General features: G+C 39.2%; 17 protein-coding genes. 9 read left to right on the top strand and 8 right to left on the bottom strand.

All coding sequences use genetic code 11. From position 1 onward, the window contains the following. Positions 1–29: 29 nt before the first annotated feature. The gene (locus RM552_RS08605; RefSeq protein WP_311368417.1) at positions 30–491 is read right to left on the bottom strand and encodes an Lrp/AsnC family transcriptional regulator; all 462 of its coding nucleotides are present in this window, start codon (positions 489–491) and stop codon (positions 30–32) included. Positions 492–654: 163 nt separating this feature from the next. On the opposite strand from RM552_RS08605, the gene RM552_RS08600 reads away from it, so the two are divergent. Then, on the top strand, positions 655–1,683 hold the full coding sequence (locus RM552_RS08600) for a 1-aminocyclopropane-1-carboxylate deaminase (RefSeq protein ID WP_311368416.1): 1,029 nt from the start codon (positions 655–657) through the stop codon (positions 1,681–1,683). Between the two features lie 63 nt (positions 1,684–1,746). On the opposite strand, the gene RM552_RS08595 is transcribed toward RM552_RS08600, so the two are convergent. The 4 genes from RM552_RS08595 to RM552_RS08580 form a co-directional block, all read right to left on the bottom strand. Next, entirely contained in the window at positions 1,747–2,682 is a 936-nt protein-coding gene (locus tag RM552_RS08595) for an SRPBCC family protein (protein ID WP_311368415.1), read from the bottom strand. Positions 2,683–2,819: 137 nt separating this feature from the next. Continuing rightward, a complete protein-coding gene (locus RM552_RS08590; protein ID WP_311368414.1) occupies positions 2,820–3,215 on the bottom strand; it encodes an ACT domain-containing protein in 396 nt (131 codons plus the stop codon). A gap of 78 nt (positions 3,216–3,293) precedes the next feature. Next, positions 3,294–3,959 (bottom strand): redoxin domain-containing protein, encoded by a 666-nt coding sequence (locus RM552_RS08585; RefSeq protein ID WP_311368413.1) that lies wholly within the window; start codon positions 3,957–3,959, stop codon positions 3,294–3,296. Then, on the bottom strand, positions 3,937–6,297 hold the full coding sequence (locus RM552_RS08580) for a protein-disulfide reductase DsbD family protein (RefSeq protein ID WP_311368412.1): 2,361 nt from the start codon (positions 6,295–6,297) through the stop codon (positions 3,937–3,939). Before RM552_RS08580 ends, RM552_RS08585 begins: the two co-directional genes overlap by 23 nt. A gap of 182 nt (positions 6,298–6,479) precedes the next feature. Here RM552_RS08580 and RM552_RS08575 point away from each other — a divergent pair, with 182 nt between their 5' ends. Further along, on the top strand, positions 6,480–6,935 hold the full coding sequence (locus RM552_RS08575) for a DUF4174 domain-containing protein (RefSeq protein WP_311368411.1): 456 nt from the start codon (positions 6,480–6,482) through the stop codon (positions 6,933–6,935). A 14-nt stretch (positions 6,936–6,949) separates the two neighbouring features. Here RM552_RS08575 and RM552_RS08570 read toward each other — a convergent pair whose 3' ends face one another. Both RM552_RS08570 and RM552_RS08565 read right to left on the bottom strand, forming a co-directional pair. Next, positions 6,950–7,153, bottom strand: coding sequence for a helix-turn-helix domain-containing protein (locus RM552_RS08570; RefSeq protein WP_311368410.1), 204 nt, complete (start codon positions 7,151–7,153; stop codon positions 6,950–6,952). A gap of 12 nt (positions 7,154–7,165) precedes the next feature. Further along, complete coding sequence (locus tag RM552_RS08565) at positions 7,166–7,573, bottom strand: DUF2975 domain-containing protein (RefSeq protein ID WP_311368409.1); 408 nt, start codon at positions 7,571–7,573, stop codon at positions 7,166–7,168. Between the two features lie 190 nt (positions 7,574–7,763). Here RM552_RS08565 and RM552_RS08560 point away from each other — a divergent pair, with 190 nt between their 5' ends. Together RM552_RS08560 and RM552_RS08555 are read left to right on the top strand one after the other, a co-directional pair. Next, positions 7,764–8,132, top strand: a complete 369-nt coding sequence (locus RM552_RS08560; RefSeq protein WP_311368408.1) for a hypothetical protein — start codon at positions 7,764–7,766, stop codon at positions 8,130–8,132. Beyond that, a complete protein-coding gene (locus RM552_RS08555; protein WP_311368407.1) occupies positions 8,104–9,621 on the top strand; it encodes an alpha/beta fold hydrolase in 1,518 nt (505 codons plus the stop codon). Before RM552_RS08560 ends, RM552_RS08555 begins: the two co-directional genes overlap by 29 nt. Positions 9,622–10,056: 435 nt before the next feature. Here RM552_RS08555 and RM552_RS08550 read toward each other — a convergent pair whose 3' ends face one another. Further along, positions 10,057–10,689 (bottom strand): TetR/AcrR family transcriptional regulator, encoded by a 633-nt coding sequence (locus RM552_RS08550; RefSeq protein ID WP_311368406.1) that lies wholly within the window; start codon positions 10,687–10,689, stop codon positions 10,057–10,059. Positions 10,690–10,845: 156 nt separating this feature from the next. On the opposite strand from RM552_RS08550, the gene RM552_RS08545 reads away from it, so the two are divergent. From RM552_RS08545 to RM552_RS08525, 5 genes are all read left to right on the top strand, one after another. Beyond that, the gene (locus RM552_RS08545; protein WP_311368405.1) at positions 10,846–12,273 is read left to right on the top strand and encodes an efflux transporter outer membrane subunit; all 1,428 of its coding nucleotides are present in this window, start codon (positions 10,846–10,848) and stop codon (positions 12,271–12,273) included. Between the two features lie 12 nt (positions 12,274–12,285). Beyond that, positions 12,286–13,434 carry an efflux RND transporter periplasmic adaptor subunit gene (locus RM552_RS08540; RefSeq protein ID WP_311368404.1) on the top strand — a complete coding sequence of 383 codons (1,149 nt, stop codon included), beginning with the start codon at positions 12,286–12,288 and terminating at the stop codon, positions 13,432–13,434. 17 nt (positions 13,435–13,451) lie between these two features. Next, positions 13,452–16,571, top strand: a complete 3,120-nt coding sequence (locus tag RM552_RS08535; RefSeq protein ID WP_311368403.1) for an efflux RND transporter permease subunit — start codon at positions 13,452–13,454, stop codon at positions 16,569–16,571. Positions 16,572–16,731: 160 nt separating this feature from the next. Then, complete coding sequence (locus tag RM552_RS08530; RefSeq protein WP_311368402.1) at positions 16,732–17,439, top strand: hypothetical protein; 708 nt, start codon at positions 16,732–16,734, stop codon at positions 17,437–17,439. Positions 17,440–17,855: 416 nt separating this feature from the next. Then, positions 17,856–18,887, top strand: a complete 1,032-nt coding sequence (locus tag RM552_RS08525) for a phospholipase A (RefSeq protein ID WP_311368401.1) — start codon at positions 17,856–17,858, stop codon at positions 18,885–18,887. Positions 18,888–18,951: the final 64 nt, after the last annotated feature.

Below are 18,951 nucleotides of genomic sequence, written 5' to 3'. Positions count from 1 at the left end.
TACACATCTAGTATGCTCAAAAATACCATTCAAAAAGGTAGCGGTGCGTTATCGACAACTTCTTTCATTACAAAATAAGTTCTTAGTTGACGTACTTCAGGCAGTGCTAATAATTTATCACTATGCAACTTATTAAAGTCAGCAATGTCTTTCACTCTAATTTTTAATAAATAATCGTACTCTCCTGCTACTAGATAACAAGATAAAACAATCGACAGTTTTTTAATAGCAAGCTCGAAATTTTCAAAACTTTCTGGAGTTGATCGATCAATTACTACACCTACCATGACCATAGAACCTAGATTCACAGCATTGGGTTGAATATGAGCTTGAACCGACTTAATAAATTTCTGCTCAATCAACCTTTGCGTGCGCCTGTGGCAAGTTGCTGCACTGACGTTTACTGATTCTGCTAGCTCAGCATTAGACAGCCGTCCATCATTTTGTAATACCCTTAATATCTTTAGGTCTATTCTATCTAAGCCAAACATGAAATATTCTCTCAGTTTTTATCAATTTTTAAGATTCTATATCATAATTTGTATTTTTATAGATCAAAATATAATTATTTTGCGCATGAATCGAAAACACCTTCCATCCTTATTTTGTTAACATTTATGTTATTAATGAATCATTTAAGCACTTGAGAAACAATTGAAAAAACTTAATCTACTGAAAAATTTTGAAAGATATCCTCTTACTTTTGGTAAAACACCTATTGAGTATTTGCCAAGGCTAACAGAGGCGCTCGGCGGTAAAGTTGATATTTATGCCAAACGTGAAGACTGTAATTCTGGTTTAGCAATGGGTGGGAATAAGCTGAGAAAATTAGAGTTTATTGTGCCAGACGCTATTGCTGCAGGTGCAGATACTCTCGTGTCTATTGGTGGCGTGCAATCTAATCATACTAGAATGGTCGCGGCAACTGCGGCAAAACTAGGTATGAAGTGTCGATTGGTGCAAGAAAGCTGGGTTCCTCATGAAGATGCTGTTTACGATCGTGTTGGGAATATTTTAATGACAAGATTAATGGGCGCAGATAGCCGCATTGTTGACGATGGTTTTGATATTGGAATAAGAAGCAGCTACGAGGAAGCAATACAATCTGTTAAAGACGAAGGTGGGATACCATATGGAATACCTGCTGGTGGTTCTGTTCATAAGTATGGCGCATTAGGCTACATCGCCTTTGCTGAAGAAGTTAGAGAACAAGAAGAAGAACTTGGTTTTTCGTTTGATTTTATCGTGGTATGTGTTGTTACCGGCTCCACTCAAGCAGGCATGATTGTGGGGTTTAAAGCAGATGGAAGAGCGGATAAAGTCATTGGTATTGATGCTTCAGGCACTATTGACAAAACAAGGGCGCAGGTCACAGAGATAGCAAAAAATGCGGCAAAATTGATTAAACTAGGTCAAACAATTACTACAGAAGACATACACATTAATCCTGATTACGCATATCCTGCTTACGGTATACCAAGTAATGAAACAAATGAGGCTATTCGTCTAGCAGCAAGGACTGAAGCCATGATCACTGACCCTGTATATGAAGGTAAATCAATGCAAGGTATGATTGATTTGGTAAAAAAAGGATTTTTCCCTAGTGGCTCGAAAGTTTTATATGCACATTTAGGTGGTGCGCCCGCAATTAATGGTTATAGTTACACCTACAGAAACGGTTAGGTCAAACAAGACGCTTGTTTTTAGCCCTGCCTAACCCGAAACATCAATACATATCATCAACGCTTATTTTATTGGAAACTTCAAATCTGTAATCAATTCGTTGGCGGCAACATCTGCTTCGTTGTTTTCGTAAACTTCGAGGGGGTGCTGCCCTTTTTTACAAGCAATTTCTTTGTTCCGCTCCATAGTATAGAGTGTTGACCAAGCATTGCCTAAATGCATGTAAGCACCGGTATGCCGCAGCGTGAATACTTTTGTGTCTGGTCTTTTTGCATGAATCATGTTGTCAGGCAAATTATCGGGTATTTCCGAAACAGGGATTGCCGCAGTATAGCTTGCAATTTGTTTTGACATGTTCCATTTATGATAAATCGAGAAGCTTTTCCCATTGATGAGCGCAGTATGGTTTTCCATAAAACTTTCTAACGCTGTAAAGTCTCGACTCATTGCTGGACCAATATCGTCAAACGCACACTGACTTTCAATGCCTATGTATAAAGTGCCAGGAAAATGGGATTCTCCTTGCATCTCTATTTTAGAATTGATGCTGCCTGTTTCAACAAGTTCCTTGAGCATGTTCAACCCCCTTTGGTAATCCATACCAATGAAGGTGATCATCATTTTTTTCATCCAAAACAAAAAAAATGGCAAGCTAGAATCCATCGTCCAAGACACTTGGGTTTGCTTGTCTGACAAAGGTGTTAATACAAATGACACATCCGCTTGGGATTTCCACGGTTTTAAAAAGTTAAGGTCATATTTAACAACTTTATTTTCACCTACTTGGTCTTCAGACAATACTGACATATTACCCGAGCCGACCCTATCGCCATCCCAACTATAAAATTTACTATCGTTCGCAACTTCTACTTTTGCTTCAGGCTCCATCAGCAACCATGGAGACCAAGGGATCCAGTTATTAAAATCATTGATCATAGGATAAACAGTGTCGATAGGAGAATCGATACAAATGGTTTTTTCAACGTTAAACTTTGGCATGCTCACTTACCTTCGGCGTATTATTTTCTTTACACCTACTATAAAACGTTATTGGCACAAAATGCAAAAGCATAAGTGATACATACAGTGCCTGAGTCTCCGCCTGATGCATTGGCTAGCAGCAAAACAATCGCTAATTAAGCGCCGAACTCCTGTAGTGCTAACAATGCTGCGTCCGCTTTGCTCGATTGAACAAAAATATGGTCGTGGTAATAAGCCGCGATCACATTTGCGCTGATGCCCTTAGATGCCAATTTAGTTGAAACTGCAGCTGTTAAGCCTACAGCTTCTAAGCTTGAGTGGACAGTTAAGGTAATTTGCCGAAAGCTACCTTCGAATTTCAAGCCGGCTTTTTCTGCTGTAGACTTTTCAAGAATTAGCGTAAGCCCTTCAGACTCAACAAAAATAGCGATTGGATTAAGAGAAGAATAATCTCCAATGTCGCCTGCGACCGTGCAAAATACAAACTCTTGTCTTTGCAGTTCTGGTGACATTGCACTAAGCAATTTATCTAATTCTGTAATACCAACCATCTTATTTTGTCTCTGGGAAAGGGGTCATTGTTAATATACTTCACTTACCTTACTAATTGACGATGACCCCCATTCTCTTTAGCTTTTATATTTAATAGAACAGCCATATGGCGGCGTCAATGTTTTTTCTATCGATTGACCGGCTAGCAAAGCGCTTAAACCTACATCAACATAATTGACCGCTTTAGGAATATCTTTCGGGTTTGCCGATTTTATACTATCAATACCACCGGCATATTCTAATATACCCTCTGGGTTAATAATGTACATGTGAGGCGTGGTTTTAGCAGTATATGCCTTACCTACATCACCTTCAGGATCGAATAATACATGATTTGGATCCGCTTTACGTGATTCAGTCAGTTGGTTAGCTTCATCAGCTTTAACATAACCTTGTTTGCCTGGTGCAGACGATATTATCGACAACCAAACTACATCTTTGTCGGTATATTTACGCTGTAAGGACTGCATGTTGTCACTGTCGTAGTGCTTAACAACATAAGGGCATTGATGATTAGTCCACTCCAGAACAACGTGCTTACCTTTGTAATCGTTAAGCGATACGGTCTCGCCCATGCTGTTAGTGAGAGTAAACTCCGGTGCAGGTTCACCAATTTTTATACCCGCATTTGCAGCAGAGCTTAAACCAAAACTCAGGCCAAGGCACATTGCTGCGCCCATCGCTAGCTTACTAAGCCATTTCGCAGAAAACTTATTTTGTTTAGTTTGTATTAATTTGATCATTCGAGATCTCCTTTTTAGCTTGTTGGATTGATTCAATTACTATATTGGGGGTTAATATTTGTGGCAGGACTTGTTCACTTTTGTTGCCTGCGTAAACCACATACAAGGGCACGCCAGCCCTTTTATATTCAGTTAAATAGTCGAGAATGGGTTGATTTTTATTTGTCCAGTCTCCTACCATGTAGTGCACATTTTCTTGCGCTAATGCATCTTGTACTGTTGAGTCTGCAAAAGCCACATGCTCGTTGACTTTGCAGGTAATGCACCAGTCTGCGGTCATGTTTACGACCACAACTTGGCCATCATCTTTTAAGCTCTGCAAACGTTTTTTATCAAATGCAATAGAAGCGCCGACAGAGGTATTTTGACTGTTATTACTCGTTTGTTTTGGCGGCACAATAACCGTTACATAAATAACCGCAACTAAACTCGCAAGTGCTAACAAGTTCATGACTATCTGCATGCTATTACTTTTTACCTTGGCAGAAGACCAAATGAACATAGCAAAACTCAATATCATCAATAACAATAAAAACTGCATTTGATGACCCATTTGCCCAGCATAGACCCATGCAAGCCAAATGACAGTTGCTAGCATTGGAAAGGCGAGCCAATGTTTAAAAGTGAGCATCCACTGCCCGGGCTTTGGCAATAAAGATTTGGCTTTGGCAGACAAAAATAATAAGGTGAGCGGTAATGCAAAGCCGAGGGCTAATGCGTTGAAAATAGCAAAGGTCACATAGGCATCGCTCACCATAGCAATGCCTAGTGCTGCGGCCATAAATGGTGCTGTGCAGGGTGAGGCAACAATCACGGCTAAAACGCCTGTAGCAAAGTGTGAACCCGCTGTATCACCCGACACCAAAGACTGCCCAACACCAGCCAAACGTGTACCCATTTGAGTCACATCAAGCAATACCAGCGTAATATAAGCGAAAAGAAAAGCTAGTAGTACAATGACCACCGGCTCTTGCATATGAAAACCCCAACCTACTTGTTGTCCACCAGATTTCAGCAATATCACCAAAAGAGCAAAGGCATTGAAACATGCCAATACGCCAAGTAAATAAGCGCTTTTATGCAAACGACCTATTTTCAATGGAGAATGCTGACTATGCTGCATCGCCATTGCCTTCATTGATAAAATAGGCAATACACAAGGCATCACATTTAAAATTAATCCGCCAATAAAAGCCATGATGATGTAAATGTATAAAGCCTCGGAGCCCTGCTTACTAGAAAGTGGAAGCAAGCTAGCGATATTCGGGGTTGATTCAACATAAAAGCCATTTGTACCGTCAGAAAGCAACCATTTTAATGATTCTGCTTGCCCGTCGAAATATATTGATTTTTCAACGATGATTCTAAGCTTGTTGTCTTCCAAGATGATGATTTGTTCTGCGGCATGTTGAGCGATGTCAGACCGAAACGGAAACAACATGAGTTTACTAGTGCTGCCAAGACTTTTGTCTTTCATATCAATTTCAACAACAATATGTTTGTCGTTTATCTCATGTTTTCCGCCTTGCCATTCGGTACTAGGAAGCAACTCTCGAGTTTGTTGAAAAAGCGCGGCAAACGGCGAGTTATTTTGTTCATCAGCACTAGGTAGGCTATTTTTTGTCGAGCTGCCGTCTTTGAAGCTAATCTCTGTTGCGCTGGTTTTTTCGCTGATATTGTCGCTGCTTTTTTCGATTTGGGAGGCAACGCTGTTGGACGTAAAAACAGGCATCGATATGGATAGCGTAGCAAATCCTGGAATACAATCTTCTTTACAGACTAACCAAGAAAGGTCTGCTGTTATATCAACAATTGTGTCTGAATTAGCGCTTTGCAAATCAACAGGCACTTGCACCGGAAACATAAGTAGGTTCTCAGCTTCGTAACCGTAATTAACCAAATGAGCAACCGGTATTGCACTTGGTAATGGCCATTCAATTTCACCAAAACTCAGATTATGGCTACTACTCATGTTTATTACGGGCGCTTCACCCGAGTCGCCCGGGTTTCGCCAATAGGTGTGCCATAGTACTTCGGGTTTTAACAATACGCCAATATAAGTGGTTTCACCTGGCGCGAGTACAAGGTCTTCACTTATTAAAAAGACTTCAATATGAGGGCCTGTGGTGGCATCAACAACAGGTAAAGAACTTATATTTTCAAGCGAAAAAGTTTCAAGCGTTAATTCACTAGTTAATTGCCCATTATCTGTTTGCGGGCTTTGTACTTGTGCAAAAGAAGGCAATACCCCTAATGTTAAAAAGAGGAATGCAAGCAATAAAAAATGTTTACTTATTTGGCAAAGCGCATCTGTAATTCGCGCTTTTTTTGTTTTCACTTTTAAGTTCTCCGGCTAAAACAACTGATAGTAATTTTCACCCTGATCAGCAAGTAACACGTATAGACTTTATTGAACATTTATTTACGAATAATATGATAAAAAAGTGCACTTTATCAAAAAGCCAAGATTGTGTGGTAAAGGCTTGTTTCAAGAACTTAATTTACGGTGTAAAAATTATAATGCGCACCAATAGGTTTATTGGCTTATATATTTTACTTTTCACAGCATTTAATGCCTATACATTTAATATGAATACCACAGCTAAAATCCCCAGCAAGTCTTTAAACGATTACCTATATGAATATCGAGTTGTTGTGATTCAAGGTAGTGAGCAATTGGCGTTAGAATGGGTGAATCAAAGGTATATTGCAAACAAGGCCGGAATTATAGAACGCAAAATAAAGCTTCTTTATCTCACTAACGGTAAGGTCTTGGATATTGGAGAAGACAAACAAGATAGTGGCTTGACGCTTGCTGATGTTAAACCCAGAATGCAAGATAAAGCATTAATTTTGATTGGTTTAGACGGGGGCACAAAAAGCTTTTACGAACGTTTTGACTTACAAATGATATTCGCCGACATCGACGGTATGCCAATGCGCAGGGCCCAACTTCGACGTGCTTCGTCGAACTGAATTACCATAAACAGCTAATCTTCAAAAGCAAGTAAGTCGCCTGGTTGGCACTCTAATACTTGGCAAATTTTGGCAAGTGTATTGAACCTTACCCCTTTTACCTTCCCTGACTTTAACAAAGAAAGGTTTTGTTCTGATATACCTATTTGCGCGGCAAGGTCTTTAGATTTAATTTTTCGTTGAGCCATCACCACGTCAAGATTAACAATTATATTCATGAGTTTTTACCTTTACACAAATGCTTTGTTTTCTTCAGACAGGGCATTGGCTTCAATCAATATTTTAGCAATAAGCCAAAAAACCAAACCAATCAGAAATGTAAATATGTCGTAACTATTGAAAGAAATTGAAAGCACTTTTTGGCCGGCAGGATGGTTAACAGATAATAAAATACTCGACAAAGGCCTGATAAAAAATTGAATGATAGGCGCTAAAATAAGCATTAAAGCAAAATGTTTGACGTTAACAGCATTTGAAATTTTAAAGATGCTTTGTTGCTTAAAAGCAAAAAAGGTTTGACGCAAACGCAACAAACCCCACACGATCAACATTGATGGAACTGCAGCAAGCACACACAACAAATATAGTTGCCAAAGCTCAACCGTTCGCCATTGAATAGCAAATTCAACGCTCCTCATAGCAAGCTCCCTAAAGCTATTAATGCTTATAATAAAAAACAGCCACATTGCTGGAACAGCGAATATTGGGAGTAATAAAAGCCAATAAAGAAAAATACTAAGATGCTGAATAGTCATAAATAAAAACCTTGACAAAATCATGTAATAAATTATTTTATTAATGTTTTACGATAATTATTATGGATTTTACATGAATTACAAGAAAATTAATATAGCCTTTTTGTTATTTGGGCTGCTATTTTGTTTTTCTAGCAACGCATTTGCTCTTGGCGTTAAACAGTTTGTTGAAGTATGCAATTCTTCACAAGCAGGTCACCAACAATTTTGCAATACCTACCTGGGTGGTGCACTCGATGCAATTGCAGTTTTAAATGATAAAGCTAAGAAGGAAAAACAAGCACCTATATATTGCAAGCACGAAAAAGAAATATTCAACGCACCCAAAATAATTGCTTATGTCAGTTCACTAAAAGCAAAGTGGCATGACAAAAATGCGATTTTACCGGTTATTGACTATTTAAGCGCTGTGGGTGGTTGCGACGCTAGCAAAAATAAATAAAGCGGATTTAACAATAAATAAGCCCCTACTTTTTATCTTTCTGTCTTTTCTAATATTGACTGGTTGTGACGAAGAGCGCGCATTAGCTCCTATTGCATTTAATAAAGCGAACACTCTGCAATTGCAATATAAATGCCCAGATGTATTGCCAAATATAGGAGGCGATTTATGTGGGCTTTACTCTGTACCGTTGAATTGGCTCAGTCCGAAAGCAGATAAAATAAATGTGTTTTTGCGTGCTTTTCCGTTGCCTAAAACCGATAAAAATGAATCAAATGGCCAACTATGGTTACTTGATGGCGGCCCTGGCGCGAGCGGTGCGACTTTTTCTGATCCCAAGTTTGTAGATTTAGTCCATGGGATGGGCTGGGATCTATTCATTCCAACTCATCGAGGTGTTGGCTTCTCGAATCACCTAAATTGTAATATTAACTATCAGCCTCTCGATGAAATGTTTGTACAAATTTGTGCGCCAGAATTAATCAACGCTTATTCCGATAATTTAGATTGGTTCGGTGCTGTTGGAGCAGCTCACGATCTCGACTATTTAATCAGGGCAAATAACCCAAACAAGGTGCCGGTGGTTGTAATGGGAACTTCATACGGTACTTTTTTAACACAGCGATTTATTCAATTATTTGAAGGTACTATCGATGCGGCAGTTTTAATGAGTGGAATTTCGCTGGAGCCTAAGTTTGAAATCACCGCCAATGAACAAGAAAAAACGCTCAAGCGGATGTTATTGAAATGCGATGAAATGCCAAAATGCGCAGCTCTTTTTGAAACCTCGGCATACCAAACAGCTACCGATTTAATTGTTAATGACGCTTGGCAAATGTGCGAATTCACAAAAACTAATCCGCAATCAGTCTCTTTCATAATTGGTAGTCTTGCTAGTAATTCCGCTCTCCGAAAAGACTTGCCTCTAACTATCAAAAGGCTAAATAATTGTGACAAACAAGACATTGTAAAATTGCAAAAAACGCTTACTCTAATACAAAAAAATCAACAACGGCAAAACAAACAACTCTTTCAATTTAACCCATTGATGTTGCATCATCAGATATTCACGGAGCTATTAAGTAAACACACTTCAAAACGGAAGCAAGCTCTGTTACCACAAAATCCCTTGCTTATGTCTATCGTCGAAACCTATATTAATTTGCAACATGCTTGGCCAACTCAGGCGCCGCCAATCAGTTTACCTAACACGTTAAAGACTAAACTCCCTATATTGGTAATGCATGGTGGTTTAGATATGCAAGCACCACTACAATGGTTTGAGGAAATTGAACAGCAACTAACAAGGGCGAACCAGCACGCCATTTTGTTTCCTGATGCCGGACATGGCACACCAAACTATACGAAATTAGCAAACGAAGAAAATTGTTCTTGGAAAATTGTCGAGAGTTTTATGGAGAATAGAAATGAACAACTAAACACTGAATGTTTGCATGACGTAAAGCCAATTACATTTGCAGTCGAATGAGTTTTATCGGCTATCTGCATTCTATGGTTGAAAAGTGCCTGTTTTGGCTTATATCGAGAAGCCTAACGTCGATTAGAAAAGATGTTTTTTAACCGGCTGTTGTTGAACCAGCGCCTTCATAAACTTTCTAAAATCCGATAATCCATGTTATGAAAAAAATTACTCCTTGACTGGCCCTTGAGAGGCTGTGATTTCAATTGGTCAACGCAACGCTATATTATAAATAAATAGAGGTGTTGCTATGAAACAATGGAAAAGCAGCTATATTTGATATTCAGCGAAAAACTATCATTACCGTTTAGTATATAGTTTCGCGAGCAAAACATTTATCCCAAACCACATTTAGCCTAAGTTGATTGGAACACAAGGAAGGGAAGTACAAGTCACTACTCTTCATAACCCAGGCTAATTTAAATTAGGGGCTAACTAATTTTGTCATTGGCCATAAAGCTTTAAAAAAAGTTTAGTACCTCTATGTATCTGAACTTCCAGTTCTTTTTTCTCAACAGTATCTTTACCTTCTGACCGTGCTTTGAATACATGAGAGTTAGCTCCACGCCATAAGCCAAGTAGATCTTCAGCCATTACAGCAGCAGAAGGCGTCTCATCAATGGTTGTTAGTTCTCCATCCCGAATAGCTAAATCAATAAATTTTGTAAGTTCTTCAATAACTTTTCCAGGCCCATTGTAATAGAACGCATCGGCTACTTTTGGATATTTAATCATAGCCATCATAACGACCGGCTCAAGCCTTGATATTTCTCTGCTTTCTACTCGCACAGCTAAAGCTATACCAATTGAATTTATTCTTTCCTCAATACTATTTTCACTACTTACCTCTTGCCATACCTGCTGTATTGGCATAGTAAAATTTTTTATTACAGCTTCTAGAATATTAATTTTATTTCCAAAGCGGGCATAAATCGTTGATTTTGCGACTCGTGATTCTGCAGCGATAGACTCTATTGAAGTTGCTTCTAAGCCTCTGGAAGAAAACAGTTTTAACGCTGTATCTAAAATGGCAATTGTTTTGTTGCTGTCTGTTGGTCTTCCGATTGATTGATTCATTTGCATACTGTTTTTTTAGCGCATCACACTAAAATGAAAAAAATAGGAATTTTTGTTCGTAGCTTTTACGATACATGCCACAAAATTATAGCACCAATTTGATTTTTTTCTAGATCCGCCCTATTATCATACGATATCGTTCGATAAGTGGGAAAAATGAAATTTACACTATACATTTTATTGCTGATAAGCCTTTCCGGTTGCACTTTGCAACATGGTCAACCACCTGCTTCAGCAGATATTGAGGCTAACCTATCAATACAATACGAACAAAATGACGTATCTATTGATGAAAATAGTGAGTGGTGGAAAAAGATTTCACGAGATGAAGAATTGTCAGATCTGATAGAGCAATTATTAAATCAGAGTTTTGAACTCGTATCAGCCGCTTCTAGAATTCGGCAAGCATCTGCAAGGCACCAGCAAGTCTATGGTGATTTGCTACCTACCTTAAATGCAAGATTAAGCGCTACTGAAGTTGAATTAGACGATGGCGCAACAAGTAATTCTAGTGATAACTTTAATTTGGGATTTGATTTTAGTTGGAATGTCGATGTATTTGGTGGATTGAGGTCAGCCTCCGAAGCACAACGGCTGTCTTTTCTAAGTCAGATAGCGGCAGAAAAATCTTTAAGGCAATCTTTGATCGTGAACTTGACCAACCTATATATACAGGGTTGGGCAGTCAAAGAAGAATTACACATTACGCAGTCCTTAGCGAATTCTTTCGAAAATACACTGGCATTAACAGAAGAAAGATTTCGCAATGGGGTAGAAGGAACTGATGCTACCGATGTAGCATTAGCGAAACAAAATTTAGCCGATGCACTTGCAGGAATTCCAAGTTTAAAAGCTCAGTTAAAGACAATATCGTACTCTATTAACGTATTAGTTGGAAATAGCCCGTCTCGGAAAATCTATCGTTTTGATGCTTTAATTAGTGCAAAAAATCTAACGGATATGCCAACCACTGTGCCAAGTCAAATTTTGATACTCAGGCCAGATGTTTATGAATCTCGCTTAGCTTATGAAGCAGCTCGAGCAGATGTCCGTGCTGCAAATGCGGATTTATTTCCTACTTTTTCATTTTCGGCATCTATTGATGATTCGAGTAAAGATTTATCCTCAGTTATTGATTTAGACGCTTGGGTGGCTTCTTTTGTCGGCAATATACTAGCACCGATTTATGCAGGCGAAAAACTACGAGCTGCAAAAACAATTGCTGAAGAAAAGGCGAGGGAATTATCAGCTACTTACGCCACAACGATATTAAACGCGGTACTGGATGTTGAAAAGGCAATTGTTGATGAACAAGCACTTATCGAACAACTTACTCTTTCCAAGGCATCATTAGATGCCGCACATGTTTCCGATTTACTCGGAAGAAAGCGTTACACAAGCGGTCAACAGTCTTTACTCACAATACTAGAAACCAGTCGTGCTTTAAATAATGCAAAATTAAGTTATCTGAATATTCAGCGTTCTAGAATTGAAGCGAGAGTAGCACTTTTTCTGGCGCTAGGGGGAGTATGGACAAACACTCCAATTGATGAAATACCTGTCCAGAGAAGAATGAATAATTAAAGAGGCTAATTTATGAAAAATGTTTCCGTGGGTGTAATTCAAGTGCTTCTAGTTGTTATTATCGTTGTTTCGGCCTTGTTATACAATTTTAAATCATCGCCCAATATTGAAGAGGTTGTTAAACGAAACGTTGTTTCGCCTGTTGTTGAGGTGATTATTCCAAATGTTGAGTCAAAGCAGATATTTTTGAATGAAACAGGGGTTGTTTTCGCTAGATCTACAGTGTTTATTTCACCAGAAGTTAATGGCCGAATAGTTCACGTATCGCCTAGTTTTGTAACAGGCGGGCAATTTGAAGCAAACGATGCGCTGTTTGAAATTGACAAAGATGATTATCAACTAGCGGTTGCGCAGGCGGAAGCTGATCTGAGTGCTAGCCAAAGCGAACTTAAACTTGAATTAGCGGAAGCAGAGACGGCTTCAAATGAATGGAAAGTTATTTACGGAGAAGAGAGTATTCCAAGTCTTGTCGCCCGTGAGCCGCAAATCGCATCTGCTGAAGCAAAGGTTGCTTCAGCTCAGGCCACGTTAGAAAGCGCTAAACTCGATCTACGTCGGACTCGTTTTTCTCTCCCTTTTTCAGGAATTGTTACCGATGCAACACTAGAAATAGGGCAAAATGTGACTGCAGGGCAAGACTATGGCGAGGCGTATTCCGCAGACAATATGGAAGTAATTGTAGAAGTTTCGCCAAAACGCTTGGTCAGTTTAATGGGCGGACTAGAAAACATTCCTTACCTGCAAGGGCGGCCCGCAAAAGTTAGCGTAGCGGCAAAGAATGGGCCTAAAGGAGAAGCAATAGTTGTTCGAGGTGATAGCAACTTGGACAGTACGACTCGACTTGCAGGTATAAGGCTTGAATTTGTTGAACAAACACGCTTTCTACCTGGTTCATTTGTTAATGTGAACATTAATTTGAGGACAGTTGATTCTGTTTTTGAATTACCTAGTCAAATAATTAGTCAAGATCAACATTTATGGACTGTTCGCAATAATTTGCTGGTGAGAAAAAAGGTCAACATTATTCAGCGCAACGACGACTCTGCCTATATAGCTCCGTTTGATTTTGGGGATGGGGTCGTTAGATTAGCCCCCTCAAATGCAAAAGATGGCCTATTAGTCGATGTTATAGCACTTTCAAATAACCCACTAGACAACTGAAAAAATAGGGAATGGCTATGCCTAGAGCAAAAAATTTAGGGTTAATAGGGTGGTTTACAAGTAATTCGGTTGTGGCAAATCTTTTGATGATAACCTTGATTGGCGGAGGTATATTCACGCTTGCCAATATTAAATCAGAAACATTTCCTGAAGTTGATCCAAGAACAATTCTAGTAAGTGTCAATTATCCCGGAGCATCACCAACTGAGATAGAAAATGCAATAAATCGCAGAGTTGAGGAATTGTTAGTATCTATTGAGGGTATTAAGCGTGTTAAATCTGCGGCAAAAGAAGGAAATGGAACTATCACAGCAGAATTGACAAATTTTGCCAATTCACAAAGTGTAAAGGACGATATTGAGCAGTCTGTCAGCAGTCTAGCCGATTTTCCACCGTCTGACGCAGAAGAAGAAAGTATTACTATTTCAACACCATCAAGTAGAGTAATGAGACTAGCGGTTGCTGGTGATTTGGAACCACTCGAATTGTACAATGAAGCTAGCCGCTTTCGAGACGCACTTTTATTGGATCCTTCGGTTTCTAGTGCTTCTCTGTCTGGTGTACTCAACTTAGAAATATCTATTGAAGTGTCGCAATCAGCTCTAAAGAGATATGACTTGAAACTCTCTGATGTAGCGAAGAGTATAGAAAATTCGTCATTAACTCTTTCGGGCGGGACATTAAAAACATCCGGTGGCAGCATTCTATTAAAAACCAATGAGGAGAGATATAGCGGGGAAGCATTTAATGATATCGTTATTGTTAGCGATGCCAACGGCGGTAAAGTGCTACTAGAGCAAATAGCTACCGTTTATGACGGCTTTTCAAATGACCAACTAATTAATACTGTAGATAACAAACAAGCTATATTTGTTGATGTAGGTAAAGGAGACGATCAAGATGCTTTTGATATCAAAGCTGGTGTTGAGCGAGCTATAAATGCTTTTCAACCGGGCTTCGGAGTAGAGGTATCAGTATTCACAGATGATACAACTGAGATATCCGAAAGAATTGACTTGCTATTACGAAACTGTGTCTTAGGTCTTGCACTTGTTTTTATGTTTTTGGCATTAACACTAGATATGAAGATAGCATTCTGGACAACTACGGGAATTTTTATTGCATTTTTAGGAGGGTTCATTGTAATCGGTCAATTCACGACCATAAATATGGTGTCCTTGTTCGCATTAATTGTTGTGCTAGGAATTGTAGTCGATGATGCAGTCGTAGTTGCAGAAAATATTCAAGACAAACAAATTAATAGGCTCTATGCGCCTGTTGAAGCAGCAGCTATTGGTGCTCAAGGGGTTATTTCACCCGTCACTATTGGGGTACTAACAACAGTCACGGCTTTTTCTCCTTTATTGTTTACCGGGGGGACATTAGGACAGATATTACAAGCTGTGCCTATCGTTGTTATCGCTGTATTAGCGGTATCATTTCTTGAGTCATTTTGCATTCTTCCTTCTCATCTTGCTCATCAAGGACAATGGTCAAAAGGTCCAATGGAAAATATCAGGAAGAGAGGGGAAAAATTTCTATTTACATTTCGCGATCGCTTAATAATGCCCACAGTGAGAATATCGACGAGATTCAGGTATGTCACATTGGCTTTGTTCATTGGATTTTTGATAGTCATGTTTGGCATGCTTTCAAGCGGACAGCTTCGTTTTATATTTTTCCCGGTGGTTGATGGCGACAATATTACAGTCAATCTTGAAATGGCTGCAGGTACAGCTTATGAAGAAACAGAAAGAACTATGAATTATATTGTTAATAAGGGCTATGAGACCGTCGGAGGTTCTGATTCTAGTCTTTTAAAAAGTATGTCTACAACTATCGGGGGCTCAATCAATGATAGTTTCTCAAGTAGTACAGTTAGTCAAACTAATATTGATAGTGCTTCGGCAGAGGCCGTACTTGCCCTTGTTTCGTCGACTCAGCGTAAAGATACAGCTGTTGAAATTGCAAACCAATGGCGCGATAAAGTTGGTAATTTACCTGGCGTAAAAGAACTTACATTTAATGCAACGCTGCTCAGTGGAGGAGATGATATATCGATAAATTTATCCCACGAAAATACTGTGATTCTAGATGCGGCTGTTGAATCCATTGTATTGTGGCTTAGCCAAACACCTGGGGTCTATGAGATTTCCGCGTCAAACGCTTCAGGAACTCCAGAATTGGAGTTTAAACTAACGCCGCTTGGTATTGCTTCGTCATTAACGACAGAGGACATTGCTCGCCAAATACGCAATGCATATTATGGGTATGAGGTTCAACGCATTCAAAGAGGAAGAGATGAGGTTGTTGCTTATGTTCGCTTACCAAGCTCTGACAGGCAGTCTTTAGCTTCCATAGAACGATTTATGATTCAACTACCGAATGGAGAAAGCGTATTTCTTGAGGACGTAGCGACTATTGAACAGTCGTTCAGCCCACTGACTATCGATCGAGTTAACGGTCGCCGAATTGTTTCAATTACCGCTGACGTCGATGAATCCATAACGACTCCAAATGAAGTCAATGGGTTATTAAAGCAACTTGTTCTTGATCCAATGGTTGAAAATGATTTAGGACTAATTTATGAATTTGAAGGCATGTCTCGCGATCAAGCAGAGGATATTTCTTCTCTTCTACAAGCCATGAGTATCGCAATGTTTGTTATTTATTTTATGTTAGCGGCTGTCTTTAAATCCTATTTTCAACCCCTTATTATTATGGCGTCCATTCCAGTTTCCGCTGGATTTGCATTCTTAGGACATGTATTGATGGGTTATGATCTGAGTTTTATTTCTATGTTCGGTATTGTAGCTCTATCTGGCGTCACAATTAATGGAGGCATTGTGATGATTGATTATTTCAATCAGTTAAATAATGAGGGTACATTAACCACAAGCGATTCAATCGTGACTGCTGTATCAAGAAGGTTTCGTCCATTGTTTTTAACAACTATTACTACTTTTTTCGGTTTGATCCCGATGTTATTAGAAACAAGTCCTCAAGCTATGTTTCTCATACCTATGGCTATTAGCCTAGGGTTTGGGATTTTATTTACAGGATTTGCAGTACTCGCATTGACCCCGGCATTGGTAATGATCGGTGATGATATAAAGTCGTTAGTAACTAAAAACTAAGAATTATACCTATGTTATTTTATATGGATTTCTTGAAAATAAGTTTAATTCTAGATTCGTTAAACGGTCGGCTTTGGATGATTTGAGCTCTTATCTCAGCAATCTGGGTGATTCAGCAAATATTAGATAAACGTATTGGTCGCACAGAGGAGTATGGTATATGTCACAAAAAGCTGTTTTTTTATTTTTCTCTCTACTGGTATTATTTGCATGTGGTGGTTCTGATTCCTCTTCAACGCCACAGACGAGCTCGTCAGGTACTCCTATTGCTCAGCCAAACATGCCTAGCGGCTTGGAGCCACCCTATGGTGGAACTGTTTTTTTGAACCCCGACATAATTACCTCACAAGACCCTTCAATATTTCAATCAATAATGTCGATGGGCCTAGGAAATCGCGAGATGTTTGACCGCCGCACCAATAGCTTTAATAACGTCCAAAATGTTTATCTATTTCAAGCAATTTATGATGGTGGTTACGTCATTGAAGTGCAAGTTAATCCTGAGTTTGGTAGTGAATCTGAAGCTCAGCGACAAGCGCAGTTTTATGCAGAATCTATAGGACGAATACCGAGCGTGTTGTTTAAAGATTTGGAAACAGTTTGGATCCATGCAGGTGATGAGTTGTTTGGCGGTGGTAACTACAACATACTTATCCATACCAAACAAGGTGAGCGCTATGTAGCCAATGGTTATCTAGAAGAAGTGCTAGTGCATGAAGGCTCGCATACGTCATTAGACGCTGACCACGCTCGGTCATCAGGCTGGTTAAATGCTCAAATGACTGATAATCACTTTATCTCAACTTACGCAAGGGATAACTCTGGGAGAGGATGTAGCCGAAACCTTCATAGTTTTTCTGGCAGTTGAGCGATTAGGTGATCGCCTTACACCAGAGCAAAAGGAAACAATAGAAGACACAGTACCTAATCGCTTAGAGTATTTTAGAAATTCTGAATTGGATTTGTTTCCGTATTGAAGAAGCGCATTTTAATAGTCAATTAGCAAGAGTTAGGCGAAAAATACAGTAGAACAATTAATCAAACGTAAACCATTAATTTCATTGCCCAATAGAGCGCTACAGTAGTTCAGTTTAATTAAAGAATTATCATACTTTAATATTGTCGGGCATCATTTACAGCGGGCGGTATGGGCCCGCTTTGGATAAGCGATGGACCTATGTTTGAATCAGGGGCTATATGGATTTTATTTGGACTGCTTTTTGCGACATTTATTACCTTATTTTGGTACCGGTTGAATATGTCTATATTTAGGAGAAAGTGACAATGCACAAAAATTATCTACGCATAATTCCAACTGTGGTGGCATGCGCTGTAACTTTTGACGTGTTAGCCAATGAAAAGCTCGATAAATGCGTTGTAGAGCAATTTAAAAGTGCAAATGACGAAACCACTATTGCGCAAATAAAAGAAATTTGTGAACGGAAGATAGCTGCCAAAGATATCGAAAGACAATCAATTGAGACGCCCAACACATTTGAGCGCACAGGCATTGGGTCACGACGTGTGATGCAAGAAAAACAAACGCAGTTTGATCCTTATGTGATCACTCCTCATCACGTGAACTATATCCTCCCCGCAATAACTACCAACAACTTAAATAGAGACGTGTATTTCTTTTTTGGTGGCGCTGAAGAAAATTTCGAGAATGTCGAAGCGAAGTTTCAAGTCAGTATAAAAGTACCCTTGAATTACACTTCAATGTTAATCGAGGGAGACGGGCTATATTTTGGTTTTACGCTTCAAGCCTGGTGGCAAATTTACTCGCAAAATATATCTAAACCCTTTCGCGAGACCAATTATCAACCAGAAGTCTATTATATTGCGCCAATGGACTCGGAAGTATTCGGCGGCAATACCGCTTTTAAGGTGGGCATAGAGCACCAATCAAATGGTCAATCTCAGATATTATCGAGAAGTTGGAATAGAGTTTATGCGAATTTTTTGTATGAAAAAAATAACTTCGCACTCTCCTATCGATATTGGCACCGACTATCAGAAGACGAAAAGGAGTTTGAGTTTGACTCAGTTGGTGATGACAACCCAGATATTGAAGATTTCTTAGGCTCTTTTGAATTGGGCTTAGTTTACAAATGGCAACACTTAGAGTTTAGTTTTAGTGGACGCCAGAACTTTTCGACTCATAGAGGCTCGGCTGAATTCTCAATGACATTTCCGTTATGGGGAAAAATGCGTGGTTACGCCACTGCTTTTGACGGATATGGCGAAAGCTTGATTGATTACAATTACAGTCAAACACGTTTTGGATTAGGGGTAGCGTTAAATAACGTTTTTTAAACGACCCTATCTTTAATTGCAGAGCGCCGTGCGCCGCAACACTTAGAATAAACACCATACAGAA

This window comes from Glaciecola petra (genome assembly GCF_031846345.1).
Classification (GTDB): Bacteria; Pseudomonadota; Gammaproteobacteria; order Enterobacterales; family Alteromonadaceae; genus Glaciecola; species Glaciecola petra.
The sequence above is the reverse complement of the archived record's forward strand: the minus strand, read 5'-3'. Positions and strand labels throughout refer to the sequence as shown.